The organism is Amycolatopsis sp. CA-126428 (assembly GCF_002904335.1).
Classification (GTDB): domain Bacteria; phylum Actinomycetota; class Actinomycetes; order Mycobacteriales; family Pseudonocardiaceae; genus Amycolatopsis.
This window is the reverse complement of record NZ_PPHF01000074.1, coordinates 523251-549548: the sequence shown is the minus strand read 5'-3', so window position 1 is coordinate 549548 and position 26298 is coordinate 523251. Positions and strand designations below refer to the sequence as shown.

22 protein-coding genes are annotated in these 26298 nt (G+C 71.2%); 6 read left to right on the top strand and 16 right to left on the bottom strand.

The genetic code is table 11. The annotated features are described in order from the left end of the window. Positions 1 to 230 precede the first annotated feature (230 nt). The 7 genes from gcl to C2L58_RS20825 form a co-directional block, all read right to left on the bottom strand. A complete protein-coding gene (gene gcl / locus C2L58_RS20855; protein ID WP_103339266.1) occupies positions 231 to 1919 on the bottom strand; it encodes a glyoxylate carboligase in 1689 nt (562 codons plus the stop codon). A gap of 1 nt (position 1920) precedes the next feature. Continuing rightward, the gene (locus C2L58_RS20850; RefSeq protein ID WP_103339265.1) at positions 1921 to 2808 is read right to left on the bottom strand and encodes an NAD(P)-dependent oxidoreductase; all 888 of its coding nucleotides are present in this window, start codon (positions 2806 to 2808) and stop codon (positions 1921 to 1923) included. After that, positions 2805 to 3617, bottom strand: coding sequence for a hydroxypyruvate isomerase family protein (locus C2L58_RS20845; protein ID WP_103339264.1), 813 nt, complete (start codon positions 3615 to 3617; stop codon positions 2805 to 2807). The genes C2L58_RS20850 and C2L58_RS20845 overlap by 4 nt, the downstream gene beginning before the upstream one ends. Before the next feature lie 143 nt (positions 3618 to 3760). Next, a complete protein-coding gene (locus tag C2L58_RS20840) occupies positions 3761 to 4618 on the bottom strand; it encodes a 2Fe-2S iron-sulfur cluster-binding protein (RefSeq protein WP_103339263.1) in 858 nt (285 codons plus the stop codon). 34 nt (positions 4619 to 4652) lie between these two features. Continuing rightward, positions 4653 to 6398: an NAD(P)H-dependent oxidoreductase subunit E gene (locus C2L58_RS20835; protein WP_103339262.1), complete on the bottom strand. Its 1746-nt coding sequence runs from the start codon at positions 6396 to 6398 to the stop codon at positions 4653 to 4655. A gap of 1 nt (position 6399) precedes the next feature. Next, positions 6400 to 8319: a molybdopterin oxidoreductase family protein gene (locus tag C2L58_RS20830; protein ID WP_103339261.1), complete on the bottom strand. Its 1920-nt coding sequence runs from the start codon at positions 8317 to 8319 to the stop codon at positions 6400 to 6402. A gap of 12 nt (positions 8320 to 8331) precedes the next feature. Further along, the gene (locus C2L58_RS20825; RefSeq protein WP_103339260.1) at positions 8332 to 9321 is read right to left on the bottom strand and encodes a 2-dehydropantoate 2-reductase; all 990 of its coding nucleotides are present in this window, start codon (positions 9319 to 9321) and stop codon (positions 8332 to 8334) included. Positions 9322 to 9575: 254 nt separating this feature from the next. Between C2L58_RS20825 and C2L58_RS20820 the strand changes: the two genes are divergently transcribed. Continuing rightward, complete coding sequence (locus C2L58_RS20820; RefSeq protein WP_103339259.1) at positions 9576 to 10313, top strand: GntR family transcriptional regulator; 738 nt, start codon at positions 9576 to 9578, stop codon at positions 10311 to 10313. Between the two features lie 31 nt (positions 10314 to 10344). Here the strand turns inward: C2L58_RS20820 and C2L58_RS20815 are convergent, their stop codons facing one another. Genes C2L58_RS20815 through C2L58_RS20800 form a run of 4 tightly spaced genes read right to left on the bottom strand, consistent with a single transcriptional unit; the run spans position 10345 to position 16863 of the window. Next, positions 10345 to 11721: an OFA family MFS transporter gene (locus C2L58_RS20815; RefSeq protein ID WP_103339258.1), complete on the bottom strand. Its 1377-nt coding sequence runs from the start codon at positions 11719 to 11721 to the stop codon at positions 10345 to 10347. A 15-nt stretch (positions 11722 to 11736) separates the two neighbouring features. Continuing rightward, positions 11737 to 13881, bottom strand: a complete 2145-nt coding sequence (locus C2L58_RS20810; protein WP_103339257.1) for an acetate--CoA ligase family protein — start codon at positions 13879 to 13881, stop codon at positions 11737 to 11739. 1 nt (position 13882) lies between these two features. After that, positions 13883 to 15112 (bottom strand): formyl-CoA transferase, encoded by a 1230-nt coding sequence (gene frc, locus C2L58_RS20805; protein ID WP_103339256.1) that lies wholly within the window; start codon positions 15110 to 15112, stop codon positions 13883 to 13885. A 14-nt stretch (positions 15113 to 15126) separates the two neighbouring features. Further along, the gene (locus C2L58_RS20800; RefSeq protein ID WP_199191348.1) at positions 15127 to 16863 is read right to left on the bottom strand and encodes a thiamine pyrophosphate-binding protein; all 1737 of its coding nucleotides are present in this window, start codon (positions 16861 to 16863) and stop codon (positions 15127 to 15129) included. A 262-nt stretch (positions 16864 to 17125) separates the two neighbouring features. On the opposite strand from C2L58_RS20800, the gene sucC reads away from it, so the two are divergent. From sucC to C2L58_RS20785, 3 genes are read left to right on the top strand one after another with little or no spacing between them, the layout of a single operon-like run. Then, the gene (sucC, locus tag C2L58_RS20795) at positions 17126 to 18271 is read left to right on the top strand and encodes an ADP-forming succinate--CoA ligase subunit beta (protein ID WP_103339255.1); all 1146 of its coding nucleotides are present in this window, start codon (positions 17126 to 17128) and stop codon (positions 18269 to 18271) included. Positions 18272 to 18274: 3 nt separating this feature from the next. After that, positions 18275 to 19159 (top strand): succinate--CoA ligase subunit alpha, encoded by an 885-nt coding sequence (gene sucD / locus C2L58_RS20790; protein ID WP_103339254.1) that lies wholly within the window; start codon positions 18275 to 18277, stop codon positions 19157 to 19159. Beyond that, on the top strand, positions 19159 to 20034 hold the full coding sequence (locus C2L58_RS20785; RefSeq protein ID WP_199191361.1) for a LysR family transcriptional regulator: 876 nt from the start codon (positions 19159 to 19161) through the stop codon (positions 20032 to 20034). Before sucD ends, C2L58_RS20785 begins: the two co-directional genes overlap by 1 nt. On the opposite strand, the gene fdhD is transcribed toward C2L58_RS20785, so the two are convergent. The 5 genes from fdhD to dinB all read right to left on the bottom strand — a co-directional run bounded on the left by fdhD (position 20022) and on the right by dinB (position 25185). Beyond that, the gene (gene fdhD, locus C2L58_RS20780) at positions 20022 to 20855 is read right to left on the bottom strand and encodes a formate dehydrogenase accessory sulfurtransferase FdhD (protein ID WP_199191347.1); all 834 of its coding nucleotides are present in this window, start codon (positions 20853 to 20855) and stop codon (positions 20022 to 20024) included. The two genes, C2L58_RS20785 and fdhD, sit on opposite strands and share 13 nt — an antisense overlap. 1 nt (position 20856) lies before the next feature. Continuing rightward, on the bottom strand, positions 20857 to 22167 hold the full coding sequence (locus C2L58_RS20775) for an OFA family MFS transporter (protein WP_103339251.1): 1311 nt from the start codon (positions 22165 to 22167) through the stop codon (positions 20857 to 20859). 490 nt (positions 22168 to 22657) lie between these two features. Further along, a complete protein-coding gene (locus C2L58_RS20770) occupies positions 22658 to 23068 on the bottom strand; it encodes a histone-like nucleoid-structuring protein Lsr2 (protein WP_103339250.1) in 411 nt (136 codons plus the stop codon). A gap of 57 nt (positions 23069 to 23125) precedes the next feature. Next, entirely contained in the window at positions 23126 to 23755 is a 630-nt protein-coding gene (locus C2L58_RS49280) for a hypothetical protein (RefSeq protein WP_158264144.1), read from the bottom strand. Positions 23756 to 23994: 239 nt separating this feature from the next. Continuing rightward, positions 23995 to 25185, bottom strand: coding sequence for a DNA polymerase IV (gene dinB / locus C2L58_RS20760; RefSeq protein ID WP_103339249.1), 1191 nt, complete (start codon positions 25183 to 25185; stop codon positions 23995 to 23997). Positions 25186 to 25340: 155 nt separating this feature from the next. On the opposite strand from dinB, the gene C2L58_RS20755 reads away from it, so the two are divergent. Beyond that, the gene (locus tag C2L58_RS20755; RefSeq protein WP_103339248.1) at positions 25341 to 25760 is read left to right on the top strand and encodes a hypothetical protein; all 420 of its coding nucleotides are present in this window, start codon (positions 25341 to 25343) and stop codon (positions 25758 to 25760) included. A 16-nt stretch (positions 25761 to 25776) separates the two neighbouring features. Then, positions 25777 to 26289, top strand: a complete 513-nt coding sequence (locus C2L58_RS20750) for a 2'-5' RNA ligase family protein (protein ID WP_233225822.1) — start codon at positions 25777 to 25779, stop codon at positions 26287 to 26289. The last annotated feature ends 9 nt before the right edge of the window (positions 26290 to 26298 follow it).

The window sequence follows — 26298 nt, the reverse complement described above, 5'->3', positions numbered from 1 at the left end:
TTCGGGGGTGCTTCGTGAAGAAGTACACACGCTCGGGTGTGGCTCCGACCACGGCTGAATCCCTGAAAGACGGGTGAATTTACGGCCCCGGTTTGTACTTTCCGACAACCGCCCGGCCAGGCGCGCGAAAAGGCCGCCGTAAGAGGTCAGCTCTCGTACGGCGGCCGTGGTCACGCAGGAGGGTCGTGAGTGGTAAGGCGGGTTAGAACCCGCCTTACCACTCACGAGCGTCAGGCGAGCTCGAACTCCTTCACGGCGTCGAGGGCGGCGCCCATGGCGGCGTTGCCCTCGCGCTCGATCATGATCTCGACCAGGACCGGGCGGCTGGTCCGCTCGGCTTCCTTGCGCGCCCATTCCAGGGACGTGCGGATCTCCCCCGGCTCGTGCACGCGGGTGCCGGAGCAGCCGTAGGCCTCCATGATCTTCACGTTGTCCGTGCCGATCGAGTCGTAGTGGATGTCGACCTCGAAGTTCATGTCGTAGCCGGTCTCGGCCTGCCGGATGAGCCCGAGGTACTCGTTGTTCAGCATGATCAGCACGAACCCGACGTCGTACTGGGCGGCCACGGCCAGCTCCTCGACCAGGAACTGGAACGAGTAGTCGCCGACCACGCCGACGACCTCGGCTCCGGGACGCGCCTTCTTGACGCCGATCGCCGCCGGGATCTCCCAGCCGAGCGGGCCGGCCTGGCCGCACACCTGGTAGTGGCGCGGCTTGTGCACCTGCTGGAACTGGCCCGACCAGATCTGGTAGAGCCCGATCGCGGTGACGAAGTAGGTGTCTTCGCCGAAGGTTTCGTTGATCTCCTTGAACACCCGCGGCGCCTTGATCGGCAGGCTGTCGAAGTCGTCCCGCCGGGGCAGCGCCTCCTTCAGCTCCGCGATCCGGACGACCCAGTCCCGCCTCTCCGGAACCTCGCGCTTCTCCAGGGCCGTCAGCAGCGCGTCGAGGAACTCCCGCGTGTCCGAGACGATCCCGAGGTCGGGGCCGAACACCTTGCCCAGCTGGGTGGGCTCGATGTCGACGTGGATGAACTTCCGCTCGCCGCGGTAGACCGACAGCTCGCCGGTGTGCCGGTCGCCGAACCGGGCGCCCAGCGCGAGCACGAGGTCGGCCTCGAGGAAGGCCGCGTTCGCCCAGCGCTGGGAGGTCTGGATGCCGGCCATTCCGGCGAACAGCTCGTGGTCCTCGGGGAAGCTGCCCTTGCCCATCAGCGTCACCTGCACCGGGACGTCCAGCCGCTCGGCCGCGGCCCGCAGCTGCTCGCCGGCCTCGCCGAGGACCACCCCGCCACCGGCCAGGATCAGCGGGCGCTCGGCTTGGAGGAGCATCTCGAGGGCCCGCTCGACCCGCGCGGGCGCGGGCTTGACGGCCGTGACCGGCAGCGGCGAGTCGATCGAGGAGTCCCACTCGATGTCCTGTCTCTGGACGTCGATCGGCAGGTCGATGAGCACCGGACCCGGGCGGCCGGAACGCGCGATCCGGAACGCCTCGCGGAAGATCCACGGCAGCTGCGCAGCCTCCTTGACCTGCACCGCCCACTTCGTCACCGGCTTGGCGATCTCGACGATGTCGACGGCCTGGAAGGCCTCCTGGTGCAGTTTGGTGGTCGCCGCCTGGCCGGTGATGCAGATCATCGGGATCGAGTCCGCGTGCGCGGTGTAGAGCCCGGTGATCATGTTCGTCCCGGCCGGCCCGGACGTGCCGATGGCGACGCCGACGTTGCCGTTCGTCCTCGCCCAGCCGTCGGCCATGTGTGTCGCGCCCTCTTCGTGCCGGACGATCAGGTGCTCGATCGCCCGGCCTTGAAGGGCGTTATACAGCGGGAGGATCGCGGCGCCGGGGCAGCCGAAGACGGTGTCGACGCCTTCGCTTTCCAGGACGTCGACGACCGCCTGCATCGCGGGGATTCTGGGCATGTCACACCTCCGCCGGGACGCGGCCCGACAACTGTTCGACGACCTTCAGCAAGGCCGAGTGGTCCAGGGAGCCGTACCCCATGGCACGGCCGGCGGCGACGAGCTGGGCGACCAGCCCGGTGAGCGGGAGCGCGACGTCGGCCTGCCGGGCGGCGGCCAGCGCGATCCCCATGTCCTTGTGGTGCAGGTCGATCCGGAAGCCGGGAGCGAACCGGCGGTCCACCATGGACTGCCGCTTGAGCTCGAGGATCCGGCTGCCGGCGAGGCCACCGGCGAGCACGTCGAGACCGGTGGCCGCGTCCACTCCGGACGCTTCGAGCAGCACGATCGCCTCCGCCACGAGCCCGTAGATCCCGCCCACGACGAGCTGGTTCGCGGCCTTGACGACCTGGCCGGCACCGTGCGGCCCGACGTGCACGACGGTCTTGCCGACCGCGTCGAGCACCGGCTTGGCTGCCGCGAAGTCTTCTTCGGAGCCACCGACCATGATGGACAGCGACGCCTGTTCGGCGCCGGCCTGCCCGCCCGAGACGGGGGCGTCGAGCACGCGGATCTTCCTGCCCCGCGCGGCTTCGGCGATCGCGATCGACGTCTCCGGCCGGATGGTGCTCATGTCGATCAGGAGCGTCCCGGGCCCGGCGGTGTCGAGGACGCCACCGGCGGCCAGCACCACCTCCTCGACCTGCGGGTGGTTCGGCAGCATCGTGATCACGACGTCCGCGCCGGCCACGGCGTCGGCCACGTCGCGGGCCGCCCGCCCACCCGCGGCTTCGAGCTTCTCCCCCGCGGCCGCGGCGACGTCGTAGCCGCTGACGTCGTGGCCGGCCGCGACCAGGTGCGCGGCCATCGGGGCGCCCATCACGCCCAGTCCGATGAATCCCAGTTTCATGCTCGTCCCCTTCGGGTTTTCGGCAGCCAGCTCAGCGACGTGACGGTGTCGGGTTCCGGGACGTACTCGATCCCGACGAACCCGGCGTAACCCGCGTTCTGGAGCCTCGCGAGGTACCCGTCGAGGTCCAGCTCGCCGGTGCCGGGCTGGTGGCGGCCGGGCGCGTCGGCGATCTGGACGTGCCCGATCCGCGGTGTGTGCACCGTGACCAGGGTGTCCAGGTCGTCTCCGTTGACTGCCAGGTGGTAGAGGTCGGCCAGCAGCCGCACGTTTTCGCGCCCGAGGTCGTCGAGCACGGCCACGGCGTCCGCGGCGGTCTTGAGCGGATAGCGGTCGGCCCCGGAGAGGGGCTCCAGGACCAGCTGCGCCCCGATCCGCGCGGCGGCGCCGGCGGCCTTGTCCAGGTGCACGCGGGCCAGGTCGTCCTGCTTGGCCGGGTCTTCGCCGTCGAGCCGGTTGCCGTAGAGCGCGTTGAAGCTGCGGCAGCCGGTGCGTTCGGCGATCCCGAGGGCGACGACGAGGCTGTCGGCGAACTCGGCCTCGCGGCCGATCCACGAGACCAGGCCGCGCTCCCCCGCCGCCATGTCCCCGGCGTAGAAGTTCAGCCCGCGCAGGCGAACCCCGTCGAGGCTCCGCACGAACGCGTCCACCTCGTCGCGCGCGGGGACCGCGGTGTCGAACGGCCACCAGTACTCGACGTCGGTGAACCCGGCCTCCCGCGCGGCGGCCGCGCGCTCGAGGAGCGGAACCTCCTTGAACAGGATCGACAGGTTGGCGACGTACGGCAGGGAGTGCCCCTCTTCAGGCATCGCGACCTCGAATTTCGCTATCCGGAATTTTTCTTTCGCATATCGAGAATAACCGCTGACCTGCGCCGGGGTCAACGCCCGGACGACGAAGGCGCCGCGACTCGTCGAGCCGCGGCGCCTTCGGGCCGGGTGAACGGGTGCCGCTACCGGTTCTGCACGTGCTGCCAGCCGAAGCGGCCCTTGATGCAGAGGTTCCCGTGCGTCACCGAGCTCTCGTGCGGGGAGGTCACCTTCACGATCTCGTTGTCCTGGACGTGCAGCGTCAGGGTGCAGCCGACCCCGCAGAACGTGCAGATCGTGGACGTCGCCGTCTGGCGGGACTCGTCCCACGTGCCGTCTTCGCGCTTGTCGTACTCGCGCTTGAAGCTCAGCGCTCCGGTCGGGCAGACCTCGACGCAGTTGCCGCAGTACACGCACGCGCTGTCCGGCAGCGGGTTCGAGAACTCCGTCGAGATCCGGGCGTCGAAGCCGCGGCCGGCCACGGTGATCGCGAACGAGTTCTGCCACTGCTCACCGCACGCGTCGACGCACTTGTAGCAGAGGATGCACTTCCCGTAGTCCCGGACGTAGAGCTCGTTGTCGACCAGGGCCGGCTGGGCGACCGTCGCCGCGTCGGGGCCGAAGCGGTCCGGGTCAGCGCCGGTCTCAGCCATCCACTCCGCGACGCCCGGCGTGGTCGACAGGTCCGTGGCCGACGCCAGGAGTTCCAGCACCACTTTGCGGCTGGTCCGGGTCCGCTCGGAATCGGTGTGGACCACCATCCCCGGCTCGGCCTTGCGCGAACACGACGGCACGAGCGTCCGCGAGCCCGCCACCTCGACCATGCAGACGCGGCAGGCGTTCGCCGGTTCGAGCGTGTCGCCGTAGCAGAGCGTCGGGATGTCCTTGTCCGCAGCCGTACACGCGTCGAGGATCGTCGAGCCCTCCGGGACCCGAACCGCCTGTCCGTCCACAGTGAACTCGACCAGCCGCTTGGGAATCCCGATGTCCACAGTGGTCATGGCTCCTCCACGGGAAAACGTCTGTCGTCGCTGGTCATTGCAGTGCTCCCAACCGGTCGATGGCCGATTCGATGGCGTTCCACGCGGTCTGGCCGAGGCCGCAGATCGACGAGTCCCGCATGACTCCGCCCACCTCGCGCAGCAGCGGCCGCTCCTCCGAACCGGCCGCGAGGACCCGCCGGATCGCCTCCTCCTGCCGTACGGTCCCGATCCGGCAGGGGACGCACTGGCCGCACGACTCGTCGCGGAAGAACTCCGCGATCCGCAGCAGGAACCCGCCGAGGTCGGCCAGGTCGTCCAAGACCAGGACGACACCCGAGCCGAGCGTCGTCTTCGCCGCCCGCGCGTCCTCGAACGTCAGCGGCAGATCCAGTTCGTCCGGCCGGACGAACCCGCCGGCAGCCCCGCCCAGCAGCACCGCGCGCAGCGATCGGCCCTCGGGCACTCCCCCGGCCAGCGCGAGCACCTCCCGCAGCGTCGCCCCGAACGGCACCTCGTAGACACCGGGCCGTGCGACGTTGCCGGACAGGCAGAACAGCTTCGGCCCGGCCGACGCCTCCGTGCCGATGGCCCGGTACGCGGCCGCGCCTTCGGTGAGGATCAGCGGCACGTTGACCAGCGTCTCGACGTTGTTCACCACGGTCGGCTTGCCGAACAGGCCCTGTTCGACCGGGAACGGCGGCTTCGTCCGGGGTTCGCCGCGGAAGCCCTCGATCGAGTTGAAGATCGCGGTCTCCTCGCCGCAGATGTACGCACCCGCGCCGCGCCGGATCTCGATGTCGAACGAGAAACCCTCGTGCCCCATGACGTCCACGCCGAGGAACCCGCGCTCGCGGCAGACGTCCAGCGCGTTCCGCAACAGCCGCAGCGCCCGCGGGTACTCGCCACGCAGGTAGACGTACCCCTGGCGGGCACCGATCGCGAACGCGGCGATCGTCATCGCTTCGACGAGGGCGAACGGGTCGCCTTCGAGCAGCACCCGGTCCTTGAACGTGCCGGGTTCGCTCTCGTCGGCGTTGCACACCAGGTAGTGCGGCGCGGCGGGCTGGGCGGCCGCGGCCGCCCACTTGCGCCCGGTCGGGAACGCCGCCCCGCCGCGGCCGAGCAGCCCGGAATCGCTGACCTCGCGGATCACCGCGGCCTGCCCCACGCGCAGGGCGTTCCGCAGGGCTGTGTAGCCGCCGGACGCGCGATAATCGTCCAAACTGGACGGATCGACGACGCCGACCCGGCGCAGCAGCCGCAGCCCGTCCTTTTGGTGGATCACCGGCGGTGCGCCCTCGGCGGCCGCCGGTGCCCGGCCCGCGGCGAGGACGGCCGAGGCGCCGGTCGCCGGCGCGAGCAGCTCGGTCGTCGCCGGGTCGCCGGCCTGGAACGTCAGCGCCGCGGGGGCTCGTTCGCAGACGCCGAGGCACGGGCTGCGCAGCCACGTGACCCCGCCGCGTGCCTTCCCCGCGGCGCCGACGTGCTCGGTGAGGACGTCGCACACCGTCTCCGCGCCGATGAGCCGGCAGGCCAGGTCGGTGCACACGTGCACCACCCGCTCCGGGCGCTCCTCCAGGGCGAACAGCGAGTAGAAGCTCGCGACGCCGTACGCGTCGGCGGGCGGCACGTGCAGCGTCTCGCAAATGAGGTTCAGCGCGCCCTGGCTGATCCAGCCGACCCGGTCGTTGACAGCGTGCAGGGCGGGCAGCAGCTGGTCACGGCCGCCGCCGGCGAATCCGGCGACCGCCGCCCGTTCTTCGTGCGACGCGATCGCGTCCAGCAGTTTGAGGTCCACTTCAGACCTCGGCCGGGATCTTGGCGACGCGGATGGCGGCCGCCTTGTACTCCGCGGTCCCGGCGATCGGGCAGGTCGCCTCGATGGTGATGACGTTGACGTCGACCTCGTCCGGGAAGTGGAAGGTCATGAACGCCAGCCCCGGCTTCAGCCCCTTGTCCAGCCGTACGGGCGCGACGATCTCGCCGCGCCGGGACGAAATCCGGACCAGCTCGTCCGGCTCGACGCCGAGCGCTCGGGCGTCCTCGGGGCAGAGGTCGAGGGTCTCCCCCTGCCGCAGCGGGGACGGGAACCCGCCGGACTGGACGCCGGTGTTGTAGGAGTCCAGCCGCCGGCCGGTGGTGAGCCGGATCGGGAACTCCTCGGTGAGCAGGTCGACCGGCGGGCTGTGCTCGATGACCGTGAACGGCGCCGGCCGGCCGCGTTCGGCCGGGTCCCCGGCCCACAGCCGGGCGTGCAGGAACGTCGGCTCGAGGGTGTCCTCGGCGTAGCACGGCCATTGAATGCCGCCGAGCTCTTCCAGGCGCGCGTACGACATCCCGGCGTGCATCGGCGACAGCGACCGCAGCTCGTCCCAGACCTCTTCGCCGCCGGTGTAGTGCCAGTCGTGGCCGAGCCGGCGGGCCAGCTCCGACAGCAGTTCGATGTCGTCCCGCGCGCCGTCCGGCGGCTCGAGGGCCTTGCGGACGCGCTGGACCCGCCGTTCGGAGTTGGTGAAGGTGCCGTCGCTCTCGCACCAGGCCGCCGTCGCCGGCAGCACGACGTCGGCCAGCTGGGCGGTCTTGGTGAGGAAGATGTCCTGGACGACCAGGTGGTCGACGTTGGCCAGCCGCTTGATCGTGTGCTCGCAGTCCGCTTCGGACTGCACGGGGTTTTCGCCGATGATGTACACGCAGGTCAGCTCGCCGCGGTCCATCGCGTCGAGCATCTGGGTGAGGTTGAGGCCCTGGTGCGGCGGGATCGACGAGCTCCACGCGCTGTCGAACTTCGCGCGGACGCCGGCGTCGAGGACGTCCTGGAAGCCGGGGAGCCGGTCCGGGATGGCACCCATGTCGCCGCCGCCCTGGACGTTGTTCTGCCCGCGCAGCGGGTTCAGCCCGGCGCCGTAGCGGCCGACCTGCCCGGCCAGCAGGGCCAGGTTGATCAGCGCGAGCACGTTGTCGGTGCCGTTGTGGTGCTCGGTGATGCCGAGGGTCCACGAGAGCTGGGCGCGGTCGGCGCGGGCGTAGGTGTGGGCGAGTTCGCGGATCAGCCCGGCCGGGACACCGGTGGTCTTCTCCGCGACTTCGAGCGTCCACGGCTCGACCGACGCGGCGAACTCGGCGAACCCCTCGGTGGCCCGCTCGACGAACGTGGTGTTCACGAGTCCGGCGTGGATGATTTCCCGCGCGATGGCGTGGGCCACGGGAATGTCGGTGCCGACCTCGAGCTGCAGCTGCCGGTGCGCCCAGCTCCCGGTGCTGGTCCGTCGCGGGTCGACGACGAAGAGCTTCGCTCCCTTGTGGACGGCCTTGAGCACGTGGTGGAAGAAGATCGGGTGCGCCTCGCGCGGGTTGCCGCCCCAGATCACGATGACGTCGGCGTCCTCGACCTCCTGGTAGGACGACGTGCCGCCGCCGCTGCCGAACACCCTCGCCAGGCCGGCGACGCTCGGTGCGTGGCAGGTGCGGTTGCACGAGTCGACGTTGTTCGTGCCGATCACCGCGCGGGTGAACTTCTGGGCGACGAAGTTCATCTCGTTGGTGGCGCGGGCGCACGAGAACATCCCGAACGCCTCGGGCCCCTTTCCGGCCAGGGTGCGGCGGATCCCGGCGGCGGCCCGGTCGAGGGCTTCGGCCCAGGTGGCCGGCCGCAGCACGCCGGAATCGCGGACCAGGGGCTGGGTGAGCCGGACGTACGGCTCGGTGTTCCTGCGCTTCACGGTGACCTCCGGTCAGTGCGACCCGACGGGGACTTTGCTGGTGTGGTCGAGCAGGGAAACGGCGGCGTGGACGTACCGCAGGGCCGGCGCGGGCACGCCGGTGAGGCCGGCCAGCTCGACGACCGCGCCGATGATCGCGTCGATCTCGAGGGGCTTGCCCGCTTCCAGGTCCTGCAGCATCGACGTCTTGTGGTGGCCGACGCGCCGGGCGCCGTCGATGCGCTTCTCGACCGAGATCTCCGGGTCGGCGCCGGCCGCCCGGGCGATGGCCAGGGTCTCGCTCATCATCGTGGCGACGAGCTCGCGGGTGTCCTCGTGCTCGCACATCTGGGCCATGGTGGCCCGGGTCAGCGCCGAGAGCGGGTTGAAGGCGACGTTGCCCATGAGCTTGATCCAGATGTCGTTGCGCAGGTCGGGTTCGACCGGCGCCTTGAGCCCGCCGGCGATCATCGCCGCGCTGAGCACCTTGGCGCGCGCCGAGATCTCGCCGCCGGGCTCGCCGAGGGAGAACCGGGTGCCCTCCAGGTGCCGGACGACGCCCGGCTCCTCGATGACCGTCGAGCAGTAGACGACGCAGCCGATCGCCCGGTGCAGCTCCAGCACCGCGGTCACCGAGCCGCCGGGGTCGACGGTCTCGACCCGCCGCCCTTCGAGCGGATGCCCCCGCAGGCCGTGGAAGTACCACCACGGGATGCCGTTCTGCGCGGCCACGATCGCCGTCTCCGGGCCGAGCAGCGGCGCGAGCAGCTCGCCGCACGAAGCGTAGGAGTTGGCCTTCAGGCCGAGGAACACGAAGTCGGCTTCGCCCACCTCGGCGGGGTCGTCCGTGACGTGGGGACGGGCCGTGAAGTCACCGCGGGGGCTCAGCACGCGGACGCCGTGCTCGCGCATCGCCGCGAGGTGGGCCCGGCGGGCGATCAGGTGCACCTCGGTCCCGCCGCGGTGCAGCGCGGCCCCGACGTAGGCGCCGATCGCCCCGGCCCCGAGAACAGCCACCTTCATGATGTCCCTCCCTGGTCCTGCGCGTGATTGCATACAGTATCCTGGATCCACTATCGAAACCAGTCTTGGCCCCGCGATCACACGGCCGGCGCAGTTGAAAGCGACAATTCAGGCACCACGGGTCACGTCCATCGGCCGCGACTGAGCCACATCGACCCAAAACCGGCCCCAGCGGGTGAGTCGTGGGATTTTGCATACCAAAACCTGTATCCTGGAGGCAGATCACCGCTTTCCTCTCCGACTCGAGGTGTCCCGTGAGCCAGCCCGCTTCCCCGCTGCCCGACCGCGGCCCGACCGGCCGCCGCACGGCCAAGGGCTCGCTCAGCTCGACCGCCGCCAAGCGGGTCGAGCGGCCCGCCCCGCTGCGCCAGGTCGTCTACGAGGCCCTCGCCGAGCTGATCATCAACCGCACCCTCGAACCCGGGCAGCACCTGGTGGAGGCGGACCTCGCCGAATACCTCGGCGTGAGCAGGCAGCCGGTCCGGGAGGCGCTGCAGCGGCTGCAGAGCGAAGGCTGGGTCGACCTCCGCCCCGCGCAGGGCGCCTTCGTGCACCTGCCCACCGATGAGGAGGCCGATCAGCTGCTGAGCGTCCGCAGCGTGCTGGAGACGCACTCCGCGAAGCTCGCCGCCGGCAACGCGACCGCGGAAGACGTCGACCGGCTTTGGGAACTGCAGAAAGCCGGGCTCACGGCGCTCAAAGCCGAGGACACCGAAGGTCTCGTCGCCGCCAACGCCGCCCTGCACGCGTTTATCACCCACCTGTCGGGGAACGCCGTGCTGGCGGAGCTGATCGGCCTGGTCGATCGCCGGGTCCGGTGGTATTACACGCCGATCGCCCGGCCCCGCGGGCGGGACGCGTGGAACGAGCACGAGGAGCTGATCACCGCGATCGCCATGGAGGACGGGGAGCTGGCCGAGAAGATCATGGGCAAGCACACCGAACGGACCCGCCAGGCCTACCACGAACGTCCGGAGGCTCCCCGATCCTGATTGAGGCAGGACCGGGGAGCAGGTAACCGGATCAGCCGCCCGCCGCGGCGGACGGGCGTGCCACCAGCTCGGTTTCGGCGAGCTGGTGGCGCGGCCGGCCCGGCTGGCGCAGGAACAGCGTCAGCACCGCCGAAAGCACCGCGATGCACCCGGCCAGGACGTACGCGCCGGTGTAGCCCCACGCGCTGATGACCCCGGCGGCGAGCCCGCCGCCGCCGACGCCGCCGACCAGCTTCGCGCTGTAGACCAGGCCGTAGTTCGACGCGTTGTTGTTCTCGCCGAAGTAGTCCGGCACGAGCGCGGCGAACAGCGGGTAGAACGCGCCGCCGCCGAAGCCGGTCAGGAACGCGAACACCATGAACAGCACCAGGTTGTGCGTGTTCCCCGCGTACAGCACGCCGAACTGCGCGCCGGCGGCGATCAGGAGCACGATCGTCAGCGTCTGGCGCCGGCCGAGCTTGTCCGACGCCCAGCCGACGACCGCGCGGCCCGTGCCGTTGACGATCGCCAGCACGCCGGCCGACGAAGCCGCCACGAACGCGCCGAAGTGACTTTCCTTGGCGAAGGGCACCTGGAAGTTGATGCCGAACAGGGAAACCCCGCCGATGATCACCAGGCAGACCCACATCAGCGGGAGCATGCCGGTCCGGATCGCCTCCACCGGCGTGAACTGGCGGACCGCGGGCGGGTTCTTGGCCAGGGTCTGCACGCCGACCTTGCCCTTCGCCCAGGTGAGCGGGTCGACCTCCTTCGGCCACCAGCTCTTCGGCGGGTCCTTGAACAGGAACCCGCAGACGCCGACGACGACCAGCATGTACAGGCCGATGCCGTCCAGCACCCCGGTGACGTTCTCGTGCCCGAGGAACGCGCTGAACAGGTAGATGAACGGCACCGAGCCGTAGGCGAAGCCGCCGTTCACGAACCCGGTGCGCGCGCCGCGCTTCTCCGGGTACCACTTGCCGACCATGTTGATGCAGGTCGCGTACACGAGCCCGGCGCCGGTGCCGCCGAGGACCGAGTACCCGATGAACGCCAGCGTGAGGTTCCCGCTGTGCGCGATGGTGAAGTAGCCGATGCCGCTGCACACGGCGCCGGCCAGCATCGCCGTCTTCGCCGAGACGACGTTGCGCTCTCTGAGCCGGCCGGCCGGGAACGCCACCCCGGCCTGGAACACCGCCCAGACGCTCGCCAGCCAGAACGCGTCGGACAGCGTCCAGCCGTACTTCTCCTCGAGGGTGCCTTCGACGGCGCCCCAGCCGTACTCGAACACGCTGACCGCCATCATGGCGATCCAGGGCAGCCAGACCATGAAACTGCGGGAGCGCCCCATGATGTCGTGCGGTGACTCCCCTATCCGGTACACCCGTCCGTTCTCGTCAGTGATCTCCTGGTACGTAGCTGCGGTCATGAGAGTTCTCCTTCGTCAGCGTCGACTCAGGTTCGGAAGCAGGCCCGCGGCCCGCGCCCAGCGGTACTTCGCGCCGAGCACCGCCACGGGCTTCTCGGTCGTGTACGGGTACGCGACGACGCCGCGGTCGTACAAGTAGTCGCTCGCCTCCTCGACTTCGACGTCACCGGACAGGGACGCGACAACAGGCTTGTGGATCCCCTTGGCGCGGTACTCCGCGACCACCTCGGCGACCAGTTCCGCGAACACCATCGGCGGGGTGACGATGGTGTGCCAGTAGCCCAGGATCAGGGCGTGGATGCGATCGTCCTCGAGGCCCAGCGCGATCGTGTTGCGGTAGGTCGAGGGTGGCTCGCCGCCGGTGATGTCGACGGGGTTGCCGGCCGCGCCGAAGGGCGGGATGAACTTCCGGAACGCGGTGTCGAGGTCCGGCGGGATCGCCATCAGGTCGAGCCCGTTGTCGACGCAGGCGTCCGACAGCAGCACGCCCGAGCCACCCGCGCCGGTGATGATGACGACGTTCTCGCCCCGCGGCGTGGGCAGCAGCGGGATACCGCGGGCGTATTCGAGCATGTCGTTCAGCCCGGGCGCCCGGATCACGCCGCTCTGGCGCAGGATGTCGTCGTAGACCTTGTCGTCGCCGGCCAGCGCGCCGGTGTGCGAGCTCGCCGCCTTGGCGCCCTGGGACGTCCGGCCGGCCTTGAGCACCACGACCGGCTTCCGCCGCGAGACCCGCTTCGCCGTCTCCGCGAACGCCCGCCCGTCCTTGAGGTCCTCGAGGTGCATGGCGATGAGCTCGGTGTGCTCGTCGTGCTCGAAGAAGGTGAGCAGGTCGTCTTCGTCGATGTCGGCCTTGTTGCCGACGCCGACGATCGAGGAGACCCCCATCTTCGCCGACCGGCTGAAGCCGAGGATCGCCATCCCGATGCCACCGCTCTGCGACGAGAGGGCGACACCGCCTTTGACGTCATACGGTGTGCAAAAGGTCGCCGACAGGTTTTCCGGCGTGTAGTAGTAGCCGTAGATGTTGGGTCCGAGGATGCGTACGCCGTGCTTGCGGGCGATCGCGACGACCTCGTCCTGCAGCTCGATGTTGCCGGTTTCGCCGAAGCCGGACGGGATGAGGATCGCGCCGGCCACGCCCTTCCGGCCGGCCTCTTCGAGGGCCGCGGGCACGAACTTCGCCGGGATGGCGAAGACCGCGACGTCGACGTCGCCGGGTACGTCGGTGATGCTCGCGTAGGCCTTGCGGTCGAGGATCTCGGCTGTCTTGGGGTTGATCGGGTGGATCTCCCCCGCGTAACCGCCGTCGACCAGGTTCTTCAGCACCGAGTTGCCGATCTTCCCGGCTTCGGCCGACGCGCCGATGACCGCGACCGACGCCGGTTTCATGATCCGGTTCATCGAGGCGAGGATCTCCTCCTGGGTGAACCGCACCGGCTCCTTCGCCGCCTCCGGGTCGACCAGGATCCGGACGTCGACCGCGGTGGCCCCGCCCGCCGTGGCCAGCACCGGGTTGAGGTCCACTTCGGACAGCTGCGGGAAGTCCGCGACCAGCTGCCCGAGCCCGGTGATCACGGCCGCCAGCGCGTCGCGGTCGACCGGATCCGCACCGCGGACGCCGCGGAGGACTTCGGCGGCCTGGATACCGTCGATCATCGACAGCGCTTCCGCCGTGCTCGCCGGCGCGAGCCGGAACGTGACGTCCTTGAGCACCTCGACCAGGATGCCGCCCAGCCCGAACGCGACGATCTTGCCGAACGTCGGGTCGGTGACCGAGCCGATGATCACCTCCTGGCCCTCGGTGAGCATCTGCTGCACCTGGACGCCGAGGATCTTCGCGCCGGCGTCGTACGCCTCCGCGTTCTCGACGATCTTCTCGAAGCCCGCCTTCACCGCTTCGGCGTCCTTCACCCCGACGAGGACGCCGCCGGCCTCGGTCTTGTGCAGGATGTCCGGCGAGACGATCTTGAGCACGACGGGTAGCCCGATGGCTTCGGCGTGCGTGACTGCTTCGCCGGCCGTGGTGGCCAGCCGTTCGGCGGGAGTCGGGATACCGTAGGCCTCACACACCGCACGCCCCTCGGGCGCGGTCAGTGACGACCGGCCTTCGGCCGCCGCGTGCTCGAGGATCTGTTCGACCGCCGCACGATCCGCCACGTCAGATCACCCCCGCCGCACGGAACTTGTCGAGGTCCGCCTCACCGTAGCCGAGCTCGGCCAGTACCTCGTCGTTGTGCTCCCCGAGCAGCGGCGGCCGTTCGATCTCCACCGGCGAGTCGGACAGCTTGAGCGGGCAGCCGACGGTCTTGAAGGTGCCGCGCTCGGGGTGCGGGACCTCGACGACCGAGCCGAGCTCGGCGAGGGTCTCGTCTTCGATCAGTTCCTTCGTGGACAGGATCGGGCCGCACGGGATGTTGCAGGCGTTGAGCTTTTCCATCACTTCCCACTTGGTGTGCTTTTCGGTCCACTCCTCGACCAGCGCGAACATCTTGTCCAGTTTGGACAGCCGGACCTCGGGCGTGGCCCACGCGGGGTCGTCGGCCAGCTCGGCCTTGCCGATCAGCCGCGCGAGCGGCGCCCAGCCGGGTGGCTGGACGATCACGTAGATGTAGTCGTTCGGCCCGCCGGGCGCGCACTTGACCGCCCAGCCGGGCTGGCCACCCCCGGAGGCGTTGCCCGAGCGCGGGACTTCGTCGCCGAACTGGTCGTTCGGGTACTCCCCCAGCGGACCGTGCGCCAGTCGCTGCTGGTCGCGCAGCTTGACCCGGCACAGGTTGAGCACGGCGTCCTGCATGGCGACCTGGACGCGCTGGCCGCGGCCGGTGGAGGTCCGCTGGTACAGCGCGGCGAGGATGGCGGCCACCAGGTGGATGCCGGTGCCGGAGTCGCCGATCTGCGCACCGGTCGCCGTCGGCGGGCCGTCCTCGAAGCCGGTGGTGCTCATCGCGCCGCCCATGGCCTGCGCGACCACTTCGTAGGCCTTGAAGTCGGCGTAGCGGCCGGGGCCGAACCCCTTGATCGAGGCGTAGACCAGCCGCGGGTTGAGCGCGGCCAGCTTCTCCCACGGGTAGCCGAACCGGTCGACCACGCCCGGGCCGAAGTTCTCCACCAGGACGTCCACCCCGGACACGAGCTTCTCGAAGACCTCCTTGCCCTCGGCGCTCTTCATGTTGAGCGTGATGCTGCGCTTGTTGGCGTTCAGCATCGTGAAATAGAGACTGTCCACGCCGGGCAGGTCGCGCAGCTGCCCGCGGGTGATATCGCCGCGGCCCGGGGTTTCCAGCTTGATCACGTCCGCGCCGAGCCAGGCGAGCAGCTGCGTCGACGACGGACCGGATTGCACGTGCGTCATGTCGAGGACGCGGACGCCCTCCAGTGCCTTGCCCATGCCTTGGCCTCCGCTCACTTGTACATGGTCTGGTTCATGGTTCCGGGGGCGTACACGTCGGGATCGACCCAGACGTTGATCAGCGACGGCTTGCCGGACTCCCGCGCCCGCAGCAGCGCCGGCCCGATGTCGGCCGGGTCGCGGACCTCCTCGCCGTGGCCGCCGAGCATCCGCGCGAACTCGTCGTAGCGGACGTCGCCGAGGGTGTTGCCGACGCGCTCGCGCGGCAGGCCGTACTTCGCGGCCTGGCCGTAGCGGATCTGGTTCATCGACGAGTTGTTGCCGACGATCCCGACGAACGGCAGGTCGAACCGCACGAGCGTCTCGAAGTCCCAGCCGGTGAGGCTGAAGGCGCCGTCGCCGAAGAGCGCCACGACTTCCTTGTCCGGGCGCGCGTGCTTCGCGGCCAGGACGAACGGGATGCCGACGCCGAGTGTCCCGAGTGGACCGGGGTCCATCCAGTGGCCGGGCGACTTGGGCTGCACGACCTGGCCGGAGAAGGTGACGATGTCGCCGCCGTCGCCGATGTAGATCGAGTCCTCGGTGAGGAACTCGTTGATCTCGTGGACCAGCCGGTACGGGTGGATCGGGCGCGCGTCGGAGAGCTGCAGCGGCAGCCGCTTCTGCTTCGCCTTTTCCTCCACGGCCTGGAGTTCTTCGAGCCACGCCTTGCGGCCGACGGCGCCGTTGTCGGTGCGGCCGGACGCGGCCTCGGCGACGGCGGCGAGAACCTGGCCCGCGTCGCCGACGATGCCGAGGTCGATGTCGCGGTTCTTGCCGACCGTGCGGTAGTCGAGGTCGATCTGGACGACGGCGGCGTCCTTCGACAGCCGCTTGCCGTAGCCCATCCGGAAGTCGAACGGGGTGCCGACGATGACGATGACGTCGGCGTTGTCGAACGCGTACCGGCGCGAGAGCTGGAAGTGGTGCGGGTCGCCCGGCGGCAGCGTGCCGCGGCCGGCGCCGTTCATGTACGCCGGGATGTTCAGCGTCCGGACGAGCTCGGTCGCCGGCCCGGTCGCCCGGGTGGTCCAGACCTGGCTGCCGAGCAGGATGGCCGGCTTCTTGGCGTGCACCAGCAGGTCGGCGAGCTTCTCGACGTCGGCGGGGTCGCCCGCGTTCTTCGTCGACGCCCGGTAGCGGCCGGCTTCGGGAATGCGGGCCTGGTCCAGCGGCACGCGTGCGTCGAGGACGTCACGCGGGATCTCCAGGAAGGACGGTCCGGGCGCGCCGGCGTAGGCCTCGCGGAAGGCCATCGAGACGAGGTCGGCGACGCGGGCGGTGTGCGGCACGGTGGCGGCGAATTTGGTGATCGGCGTCATCATGTCCACGTGGGGGAGGTCCTGCAGGGACCCCATCTTGTGCTGGGTCAGCGCGCCCTGGCCGCCGATCAGCAGCATCGGGCTCTCGGCGCGCAGCGCGTTCGCGACCCCGGTGACGGCGTCGGTGGTGCCCGGCCCGGCGGTGACCACCGCGCAGCCGGGCTTGCCGGTGATCCGCGCGTAGCCGTCGGCCGCGTGCGCCGCGACCTGCTCGTGGCGGACGTCGATGACCTCGATGCCTTCGTCGACGCAACCGTCGTAGATGTCGATGATGTGGCCGCCGCACAGGGTGAAGATCGTGTCGACCCCTTCGGCCTTCAGCGCCTTGGCCACCAGGTGGCCGCCGGAAATCTCCGCGGGCGCGGGCTCGGCGCCGTTCGTCGCTGCGGCACTCTCCCCCTTGGTGGTGCCGGTCGTGGTCAGCGCCATGGCTCAACTCCTCTGGTCGGCCACCGGATTTCTCTGGTCCGGCGGTGCGTGTCGCCTCTTCTTCCATCGGCTGAGTTCCGAGGTCAGCGGCCCCTCCACGGCAGACTGTAGATTGCATACCGTATGGGGTAGGCATATAGTCACTCTTCAAGCAGCCCGTGTCCAGGGCCATCCGCAGGGTTTTTCCGGACTCGAAACTCCGCCCCGCGGACCACCACTCCACGCCCTTCGCCCGGCCCCGTCGCGGAAAGGACGCTCCCCCATGGACCTGTTCGAACACGAAGCTCGCGATCTCTTCGAGAAGCACGGCGTACCGGTCCCCCGCGGCCGGGTCGCCGCCGATCCGGCCGCGGCCCGGTCCGCCGCGGCCGCCCTCGGCGGGCCGGTGGTGGTCAAGGCCCAGGTGAAGACGGGCGGTCGCGGCAAGGCAGGCGGCGTCCGCGTGGTGCACTCGGCCGACGACGCCGAGCAGGCCGCCGACGACATCCTCGGCATGGACATCAAGGGCCACACCGTGCACCGCATCCTGGTGACCGAAGCGAGCGAGATCGCGGACGAGTACTACCTCTCGTTCCTGCTCGACCGCGCCGGGCGGACCTTCCTCGCCATGGCGTCGGCCGAAGGCGGCATGGACATCGAAGAAGTCGCGGCGACCCGGCCGGACGCCCTGGTCCGGGTGCCGGTGGATCCGCTGGCCGGGGTCGACGCGACGGCCGTCGCGGCCGCGTTCCCCGCCGACGTCCGGGCCGAAGTCGCCGGAGTCGTGGAGAAGCTGTGGGAGGTGTTCGCCGCCGAGGACTGCACGCTCGTCGAGGTCAATCCGCTGGCGCTCACCGCGACCGGAATCGTCGCGCTGGACGGCAAGATCACCCTGGACGACAACGCCTCCTTCCGCCGTTCCGCGGCTTTCGACGACACTCCGGACGGCGATCCGGTCGAGCGCGAGGCCCGCGCGAAGGGCCTCAACTACGTCAAGCTCGACGGCGACGTCGGCGTGATCGGCAACGGCGCCGGGCTGGTGATGTCCACTTTGGACGTGGTGGCGGCGGCCGCGGCCGAGGCGGGCGCGCGGGGGCCGGCGAACTTCCTCGACATCGGCGGCGGGGCGTCGGCGCAGGTGATGGTCGACGGGCTGACCGTGATCCTCGGCGACCCGCAGGTGCGCAGCGTGTTCGTCAACGTCTTCGGCGGCATCACCGCGTGCGACGCCGTGGCGGCCGGGATCGTGCGGTCACTCGAGGTTCTGGGAGCGCGAGCCACCAAGCCGCTGGTGGTCCGGCTCGACGGGAACAACGTCACCGAAGGCCGGCGGATCCTCGCCGAAGCCGCCCATCCCCTGGTCACCGTGGTGGCCACCATGGACGACGCCGCCCGCGAGGCGGCGAAGCTCGCGATCGCGGAGGTCTGAGCCGTGGCCATCTTCCTGGACGAGAACAGCCGGATCGTCGTTTCGGGCATCACCGGCTCCGAAGGCGCCAAGCACACGCGGCGGATGCTGGCCGCCGGGACGAACGTCGTCGGCGGCGTCAACCCCCGCAAAGCCGGGCAGCAGGTGGAGCTTTCCGGTCGTTCGCTGCCGGTGTTCGGCAGTGTCGCGGACTCGATGGCGGCGGCCGGCGCCGACGTCTGCGTGCTGTTCGTGCCGCCGCCGTTCGTCGCCGACGCCGTGGTCGAGGCGGTGGACGCGGGGATCGGGCTCGCGGTGGTGATCACCGAAGGCGTCCCGGTGCACGACAGCGCGCGGCTGTGGGCGCACGCCGTCGCGGCCGGCGGGCGGACCCGGATCATCGGCCCGAACTGCCCGGGCCTCATCTCCCCCGGCCGGGCGAACGCCGGGATCATCCCGGCCGACATCACCGGGCCGGGGCGGATCGGCCTGGTGTCGAAGTCCGGCACGCTGACCTACCAGCTCATGCACGAGCTGCGGGACATCGGGTTCTCGACCTGCGTGGGCATCGGCGGCGACCCGATCATCGGGACCACGCACATCGACGCGGTCGAGGCGTTCGAAAAGGACCCGGAGACCGACCTGATCGTGCTGATCGGCGAGATCGGGGGCGACGCCGAAGAGCGGGCCGCGGAGTTCGTGCGCGCCAACGTGTCGAAGCCGGTCGTCGGGTACGTGGCGGGCTTCACGGCCCCGGAAGGCAAGACGATGGGCCACGCGGGCGCGATCGTGTCGGGCTCGGCGGGAACGGCCGCGGCGAAGAAGGCGGCTCTGGAAGCGGCGGGAATCCGGGTCGGGCGCACGCCGAGCGAGACGGCGGCGCTGGCCCGCGAGGTCCTCGCCCGGTGATGGAGCTGCGCCAGCTGGCGGTGGTGGTGGCGGTCGCCGAGGAAGGTGGCTTCACGGCGGCCGCGCAGCGACTGCGGACGGTGCAGTCGACGGTGTCCACGGTGGTCCGGGCGCTGGAGCGTGACCTGGGCACACCGCTGTTCCACCGCACGACGCACCGGGTGGTCCTGACGCCGGCGGGCGAGGCGTTCGTCCCGGCGGCACGGGCGGCCCTCGAGGCGGCCGAGCGCGCCCGGGCGGCGGTGTCCCCGGTGACCGGCCGGGTCCGGCTCGGGGTGTGCCCGGGCTTGCTGGCGGACCTGCACCGGACGCTGGCCCGGCTGCGGCACACGCACCCGGGACTGACGCTGGAGGTCCGCCAGCTGCGGCCGAAGCTGGTGCGGTGCGAAGTAATGGAGTCCACTGTGGACGTGGCGCTGACGCTGCTCCCCGGCGGCGGTGCGGCAGACCCGGAAAGCTGCCCCACAGCCGCCGATCTCCCCGCTCCCCGCAACTCCGCCTCCGCCGAACCGGTCGCCACCCCGCTCCCCGCCGGCGAACTGGTCCTCGTCACCGCGCCCGGCGGTTCACGCTCCGCCCCCGCCGATCTCTCCGAACTGTCCCTCGTGGACTTCCCGGTGGGCTGGGCGATCCGCGAAGCCGTCGACCGCGCCTTTCCGCGGCGGCGAGTTTCCCTGGAAGTCGATGATCTCGCCGTGGCCGCCGGGCTCGTGCGGGCCGGACTCGCCGCCTGCGTTCTGCCCTCCGCCGCCGCCGCGCGGTTTCCGGACCTCACCGTGCGGCGGTTCGAGCAGCCCGCACCCTGGCGGCTCGCCGCCGTGCACCGGGCCGGCTCCGGCGCCGCCGTCGCCGCCGTGCTCGCTCAGCTCGGCTGAAGGCCCAGGCGGTCCGGTCGCGTGTAGACGTTCATCGACGTCCCGCGCAGGAACCCGACCAGCGTCAGCCCCAGCTCGGCGGCCAGGTCCACCGCCAGCGACGACGGCGCCGACACCGCGGCCAGCAGCGGGATCCCGGCCATCGCCGCCTTCTGCACCAGCTCGAACGACGCCCGGCCGCTCACCATCAGCGCCGTCCCGGACAGCGGGAGCTCGCCGTCGCGGGTCGCCGAGCCGACGACCTTGTCCACCGCGTTGTGCCGGCCGACGTCCTCGCGCAGGCACCGCAGCTTCCCGTCGGCGTCGAACAGCCCCGCCGCGTGGAGACCGCCGGTGCGGTCGAAGACCCGTTGCGCCGCACGGAGTTCGTCCGGCAGCCCGGCCAGGGTCGCCGGGTCGGTCGCGAACGGGTCGCCGGCGACCGGCCAGGTGACCGACGTGCGCACGGCGTCCAGGCTCGCCTTGCCGCACAGGCCGCACGAGGACGTCGTGTAGAAGTTGCGCTCCAGCGAGGCGTCCGGCGGGGCGACGCCGTCGGCGAGCACGACGTCGAGGACGTTGTAGGTGTTGCCGCCGTCCGCCGTGGCGCCCGCGCAGTAGCGGATCGACCGGATGTCGGCCGCCGCGCGGACCACGCCTTCGCCGGCCAGGAAGCCGGCGGCGAGGTCGAAGTCGTCGCCGGGCGTCCGCATCGTGATGGTCAGCGGCTTCCCGGCGACCCGGATCTCCAGGGGCTCCTCGACGGTCAGCGTGTCCGGCCGCGTGGTGTGCTCGCCGTCGTGGACGCGCAGCACCCGCCGCCGGCTGGTCATCCGCCCCACGTCAGGCCACCGGCAGCAGCGACTTGGGCCGGCCCGGCTGGGTCAGCCGCCCGGACAGCACCGCCGCGGCCAGGCTCAGCACGCCGGCCGCGGTGAAGGCGCCGACGAACCCGTGCGCCGTCACGACGAGCGTGGCCGGGGCGATCCCCACCACGGCACCGACGGCCTTCGCGCTGTAGAGGATCCCGAAGTTCTGCGCCGCCGACTCCTCGCCGAAGTACTCGCGCACCAGGCCGACGAGCAGCGTGTAACAGCAGCCGTTGCCGAGGCCGGCCAGCGCGACGCCCAGCAGCAGGCCGGCGGCGTGCCGGTGAGCCCCGGAGTAGAACAGCACGAACTGGGCGACACCGCCCGCGAGCAGGGCGAACCGCAGGATCCGGTGCCGGCCGAGCCGGTCGGCGAGCCGTCCGATGAGGACACGGCCGCTGCCGGTCGCCGCGGCGAGCAACGCCAGCGCGGCCGCGGCGAGCCCGGGCCCGCTGCGCGAGGCGGTGAACGTCGCCAGGTAGGCGAGGTCGAACAGCAGGACGGCGGCCGCGAGCACGACGACGAGGTACAGCGAGAGCGTCGTCCGGCAGCGGAACAGTTCCGCCGGCCGGTAGTGCCGGACCGCGGGACGCCGGTTGTGCGCCCGGTCGAGCGCCCAGGCCCGGGGTTCGGGTGTGGCGGGCCACCAGTGCCGCGGCGGGTACCGCAGCAGCGCGGCGCACCCGGCGATGACGACGAGCACGACGGCGGCGGTGACGTCCAAGAGCGCCGGGCGAGCGGCCGGCAGGGCGGCGGCGAGCACGACGAAGGGAACGCTGCCGTAGGCGAACGCCCCGCTCACGATGCCGGCGCGGGGGCCGGTGCCGTCCGGGAACCAGGCCAGCACCGCGCCGATGCACGTGGCGTACACCAGCCCGGTGCCGAGGCCGCCGAGCACGGAGTAGCCGAGGAACACGGCGGACAGGCTGGTCGCATGGCCGAGCGTCACGAGCCCGGCGGCGCACAGAACCGCACCGGCCGCCATCGCCACGGGGGCGGGGAGCAGGCCGCGGTCGCGGAGCCACGCCACCGGGAACGCGGCCCCGGCCTGGCAGACCGCCCACACCGCGAGGGTGAGGGCGATTCCGCCGGACGTCCAGCCGGGCAGCCGGCTCAGCGACGGCACGATCGCGCCGAAGCCGTATTGCTGCACCCCGGCGGCGAGCATGGCCGCGGCGGCAAGCGCGGTGATCCACGCCCGCGGGCGGCCGAGCAGTTCCCGGTCGGACTCCCCGACGCGGTACCGCCGTCCGTAGACGTCCCGAAGCTCGCGCACCTCGGCCATGCCGACCGCCTCCCAGCAAACTGAAGATTGTATGCAGTATGGAGTAGGCCGAGTGTGCGCTCTTGAGGCGGTGGATGTCTACCGGAAGAAGGTGTCGGCGCCCGGATGGCGGAGCGAAGAGCCGCGAACCGGGGCCGGGCGGCGGTTACGCCGCGGCGTCGTTGACGGCTGTCACGCCGCAAACGGGAGGCGGCCCGGTGGCCATCGAGGGAGGAGGCGGCCACCGGACCGGTGCTCCGCCGCGGTACCGGCCGCACGGAGCACTGACAGTCTGGCCACCGAAACCGCTTTCCGACAAGCTTTCGCCGCCACCGGATGGCGCGATGCCCGGTTTGCGGCACCGAGAACCGGCACAGCCGGTCCACATCGAACCGCTTGCGTGACAGCGAGACACGAAGGGAACACCGAACGCCACCTGAGCACGGTCAAGCGGCGACCGGCCGGCGAAGCTGCGCCTACCGGCACCGCTTCGCCGGCACGGGCACGGCTTTCAAGACTTCTTGCGGGTCGCTCGCTTGCGCGCCGGCTTGGCTTCGGCCGGTTCGGCCGCCGCGGCCTGGTCGGCCTCGAAGCCGGCGATGATCTCGCTGGACAGGCGGCCACGCTCGGCGACCTCGTAGCCGTTCGCCTGCGCCCACTCGCGGATCTGCCGGTTGCGCTCGCGGTCGGTGCCCGAGCCGGACGGGCCGGACAGCGACTGGCCGGTCGCGAGTCGGACCTTGCGGCCGCCGATGCGCCGCGCGGCGGCGACGTAGCGACCCAGTTCGTCCCGCAGCGCGGAGGCGTTCTCCTCGGACAGGTCGATCTCGTACGTCACCCCGTCGAGGCTGAAGGGGACGGTCTGCGAAGCCTCGCTGCCGTCGAGGTCGTCCACCATCTGGACCTGCACCCGTTGCGCCATGATTCGTCGTTCCTCATCTTCTCCAGAACACGGTCGGACTGACCCTAACCTGTCGAATCATGCCCGGCACGCGCGACACCCTGAAGCGTCCACAATGGCCGCCCGGGCGAGCGGCTCGCCCGCGTCCAGAGTGACCGCAACGGCGCCGAAATGCTCGTCGTTTTGGCGCCGATTCAATTTCGTGATATGCTCGAAATCGAATCGGTACCACGACCGCGCGAACCTCGCCGGTTTTCCCGCTAATGCGCCTCGCCCCGGCCACACCGCCTTCACGGCCACCGCCGCGCGAGCGGTACATTTGCGCCCCGCCGCCGTGCCGCTCATCTTCTCCGATACCCTCGCGGCACGCCCGCTCGGCGACCACGCCGAGGAACTCCTGACCCACCACCGGCTCCACGGTACCCACCGTCCGATCCTGCCCGTGCCCGCGCCGAAGCGGTGCACCGGAGCCGGTTCGGCGAAGCGTGCCCGATGCGCGGCAATTCCGGTATAGACCAGTATCCGATTTTCGACGCCGGACACGAATCGTTCGCGTCCCGCGCCCCGTCGCGACGATTCCGGGGGTTCGAGGTCGACCATCCGCCGACTCAGGTCGCCGAACAGGAACTGCCGCCCGGCGCCGGCCCCGCCGAACCGGCTTCGGCGACGTTCGTCCCGGCCGACTTCGAAGCCGGCCCGCCCCGGCAACGGCCCGTCCAGAGTGGACTGGACCGTTTCGCCCCGTGTTCGCGGGCTGGCTCGGTGTCACGGGCTCCCCGGCGCGGCCGTCGATTGCCGCGCCTTTGCCAGCGCTCGGCGGATTCGCGCCGGATCGCAAATCGTGGCCGGCCACCCATCGGCGGCGGAACTGCGCCACGCGGTACCGCATCCGCCGAGCGGCCCTCGTCATCACCCGCCACGAACTCCGCGGAGGCTGCCGGGAAACCTCAGTCAGGCAACATCGGCACTTCGAGATCGTCCGGCCGCCCGAGCAACACCGCACGGGTGACCGCCGCCTTCCCGAACCGGTCCCGCACAGCGTCGAGCGCGGTATCCAGCTCGGTCGCCCGCTGCCGTTCGAACGGCAGAGCAGGCTGGAACGGGTTGTCGTCGGCCAAGTTGGACAGCGCCGCGCCCAGCAAGGTGATCCCGCGGTCGGCGATCAGCGGCAGCGCGGCGACGAGCAACTCCCGCGCCGCGGCGAGCAGCACGCCGGTGCCGGCGGTCGGGTCGGTCAGCGTGTGCGAACGGGTGGCGCGGGAGAAGTCGGCGAAGCGCAGGCGGATCGTCACCGTCCGGCAGACGCGGCGGGCCGCGCGCAACCGGCGGGCGATCCGGTCGATCAGCGCGACCAGGACGACGTCGAGCTCGGCCGGGGTCCGCCGGCCACGCCCGAGGGCCCGCTGGGCGCCGATCGAGCGCCGCCGCGTGCCGAGCTCGACGCGGCGCGGGTCGTCGTTGAGCGCCAGGTGGTGCAGGTGCGATCCGGCGGCCCGGCCGAGCAGGCCGACGAGGTCCACGTGTTCGGACGCGGCCAGCTGGCCGACGGTCGTGATGCCGCGCGCCCGCAGCTTCTCGGCGGTGACCTTGCCGACGCCCCAGAGCGCCGAAACCGGCAGCGGGTGCAGGAAGGCCAGCTCGCCGTCGTGCGGGACGACGAGCAGGCCGTCGGGCTTGGCGACGCGGCTGGCCACCTTGGCGAGGAACTTCGTCCGCGCCACCCCGACGGTGATCGGCAGCCCCGCCCGCTCGGCGACGGCGGTGCGCAGCCGTTCGGCGACGTGGCTCGGCCGCCCGCCGATCCTGGCCAGCCCTCCGACGTCCAGGAACGCTTCGTCGATCGAGATGCCTTCCACCCACGGCGTGGTGTCGTGGAAGACCTCGAAGACCGCCCGGCTGGCCGCCAGGTACGCCGACATCCGCGGCCGCACGACGACCGCGTGCGGGCACAGCCGGCGGGCCTGCGCGCCCCCCATCGCGGTGCGCACGCCGTAGGCCTTGGCCTCGTAACTCGCGGCGAGCACGACCCCGCCGCCGACGATCACCGGCCGGCCCTTCAGCGCGGGGTCGTCGCGCTGTTCGACCGACGCGTAGAACGAGTCGAGGTCGGCGTGCAGGATGGGCCCCTCGTCGGTCATAGAACATATGTTCGCATACCCGCGCGCCGAAGTCCGCTCATCCGCCTACCGCGGGTGACGTGCCGCCGGTCGAAACTGCGCTTTTTTCCGGTTGTCGGCACGCTGTTGCCCCGCTCACACTCGAGGCAACGCACAACCCGACCACTGGGGGCGACATGACCGAGAAGTGCCGATGCGGCGACCACCACGCGGAGGGCGGCCCGGATCCGGAAGACCGGCCGTCAGCACCGCGGCACCCACTGCTGGCGGCGACCCTGGCGCACGAAGACCACGTGGAGGACGCCGGTGGCTTGGATCCGACCGACCGCGTGACGTGCCGGACGCACCACCGCTGGCTGCACGACTGCGTGGCGTCGCCGGTGCACACGAACCCCGCCATCGGGTACCGGTGGTGCCGTCGCTGCGACCACCAGGCGCTGGTCGCGGTGGACGAGCTGGCCGGCGAGGTCACCATCCGGTGCGGGCTGTGCGGGGCGATCCCGCACAGCCGGGCCAACCAGGAGCTGGTGGAGCTGTGCCGGCGGAGCCTGGCGCTGGCCCGGTCCGCCCGGTTCCCGGCGGTCGCCGCCGCCTGACTGCCATGATGCGGAGGTGCCCGCACCCGGAACCACCGCGTTGCTCATCCTGCTGCCCGCCGCCGAGCCCGCGCTGGCCGCGGCCCGGCGGGTCGATCCCGCCTTGGTCCGTCCGGGCGTGCCTGCCCACGTGACGGCGCTGTACCCCTTCTTGCCGGATGCTTCGCTGACCGACGAGGTCTTGGCGGACGTTCGCGCCGTGGCGGCCACCGCGCCCCCGCCGGAAGTCCGGTTGACGGAGCTGGTGGTGACGCCGGGGTTCGTGGCTCTCGCGGCCCCGGCCCTGCAGGCGATCACCGATGCGGTTTGTGCCCGGTGGCCGGAGGTCCGGCCGTACGGCGGGCGGTTCGGTCCGCGCCCGGCCCCGCACCTGACGGTCGCGATGGGCGGTTCCGAGGACGCTCTCGAACGAGTGGCCGGGGAAGTGCGGCCGCTGCTGCCGCTGGCCGATCGTGCGGAGGCGCTGCAGCTGGTGGCGCTCACGGACCGCGGCTGGGAGCCGCGGCTGGAGGCACCCTTCGCCGGGTGAGCGGCGCCA

What these genes read in the sequence shown, in the direction of transcription:
- C2L58_RS20850 (WP_103339265.1), bottom strand. Translation starts at nt 2,808, where the DNA reads ATGAAACTGGGATTCATCGGACTGGGCGTGATGGGCGCCCCGATGGCC.
- C2L58_RS20770 (WP_103339250.1), bottom strand. Translation starts at nt 23,068, where the DNA reads ATGGCGCAACGGGTGCAGGTCCAGATGGTGGACGACCTCGACGGCAGC.
- C2L58_RS20775 (WP_103339251.1), bottom strand. Translation starts at nt 22,167, where the DNA reads ATGGCCGAGGTGCGCGAGCTTCGGGACGTCTACGGACGGCGGTACCGC.
- C2L58_RS20825 (WP_103339260.1), bottom strand. Translation starts at nt 9,321, where the DNA reads ATGAAGGTGGCTGTTCTCGGGGCCGGGGCGATCGGCGCCTACGTCGGG.
- C2L58_RS20800 (WP_199191348.1), bottom strand. Translation starts at nt 16,863, where the DNA reads ATGGCGCTGACCACGACCGGCACCACCAAGGGGGAGAGTGCCGCAGCG.
- C2L58_RS20755 (WP_103339248.1), top strand. Translation starts at nt 25,341, where the DNA reads ATGACCGAGAAGTGCCGATGCGGCGACCACCACGCGGAGGGCGGCCCG.
- C2L58_RS20845 (WP_103339264.1), bottom strand. Translation starts at nt 3,617, where the DNA reads ATGCCTGAAGAGGGGCACTCCCTGCCGTACGTCGCCAACCTGTCGATC.
- dinB (WP_103339249.1), bottom strand. Translation starts at nt 25,185, where the DNA reads ATGACCGACGAGGGGCCCATCCTGCACGCCGACCTCGACTCGTTCTAC.
- gcl (WP_103339266.1), bottom strand. Translation starts at nt 1,919, where the DNA reads ATGCCCAGAATCCCCGCGATGCAGGCGGTCGTCGACGTCCTGGAAAGC.
- C2L58_RS20840 (WP_103339263.1), bottom strand. Translation starts at nt 4,618, where the DNA reads ATGACCACTGTGGACATCGGGATTCCCAAGCGGCTGGTCGAGTTCACT.
- C2L58_RS20785 (WP_199191361.1), top strand. Translation starts at nt 19,159, where the DNA reads ATGGAGCTGCGCCAGCTGGCGGTGGTGGTGGCGGTCGCCGAGGAAGGT.
- C2L58_RS20815 (WP_103339258.1), bottom strand. Translation starts at nt 11,721, where the DNA reads ATGACCGCAGCTACGTACCAGGAGATCACTGACGAGAACGGACGGGTG.
- frc (WP_103339256.1), bottom strand. Translation starts at nt 15,112, where the DNA reads ATGGGCAAGGCACTGGAGGGCGTCCGCGTCCTCGACATGACGCACGTG.
- sucC (WP_103339255.1), top strand. Translation starts at nt 17,126, where the DNA reads ATGGACCTGTTCGAACACGAAGCTCGCGATCTCTTCGAGAAGCACGGC.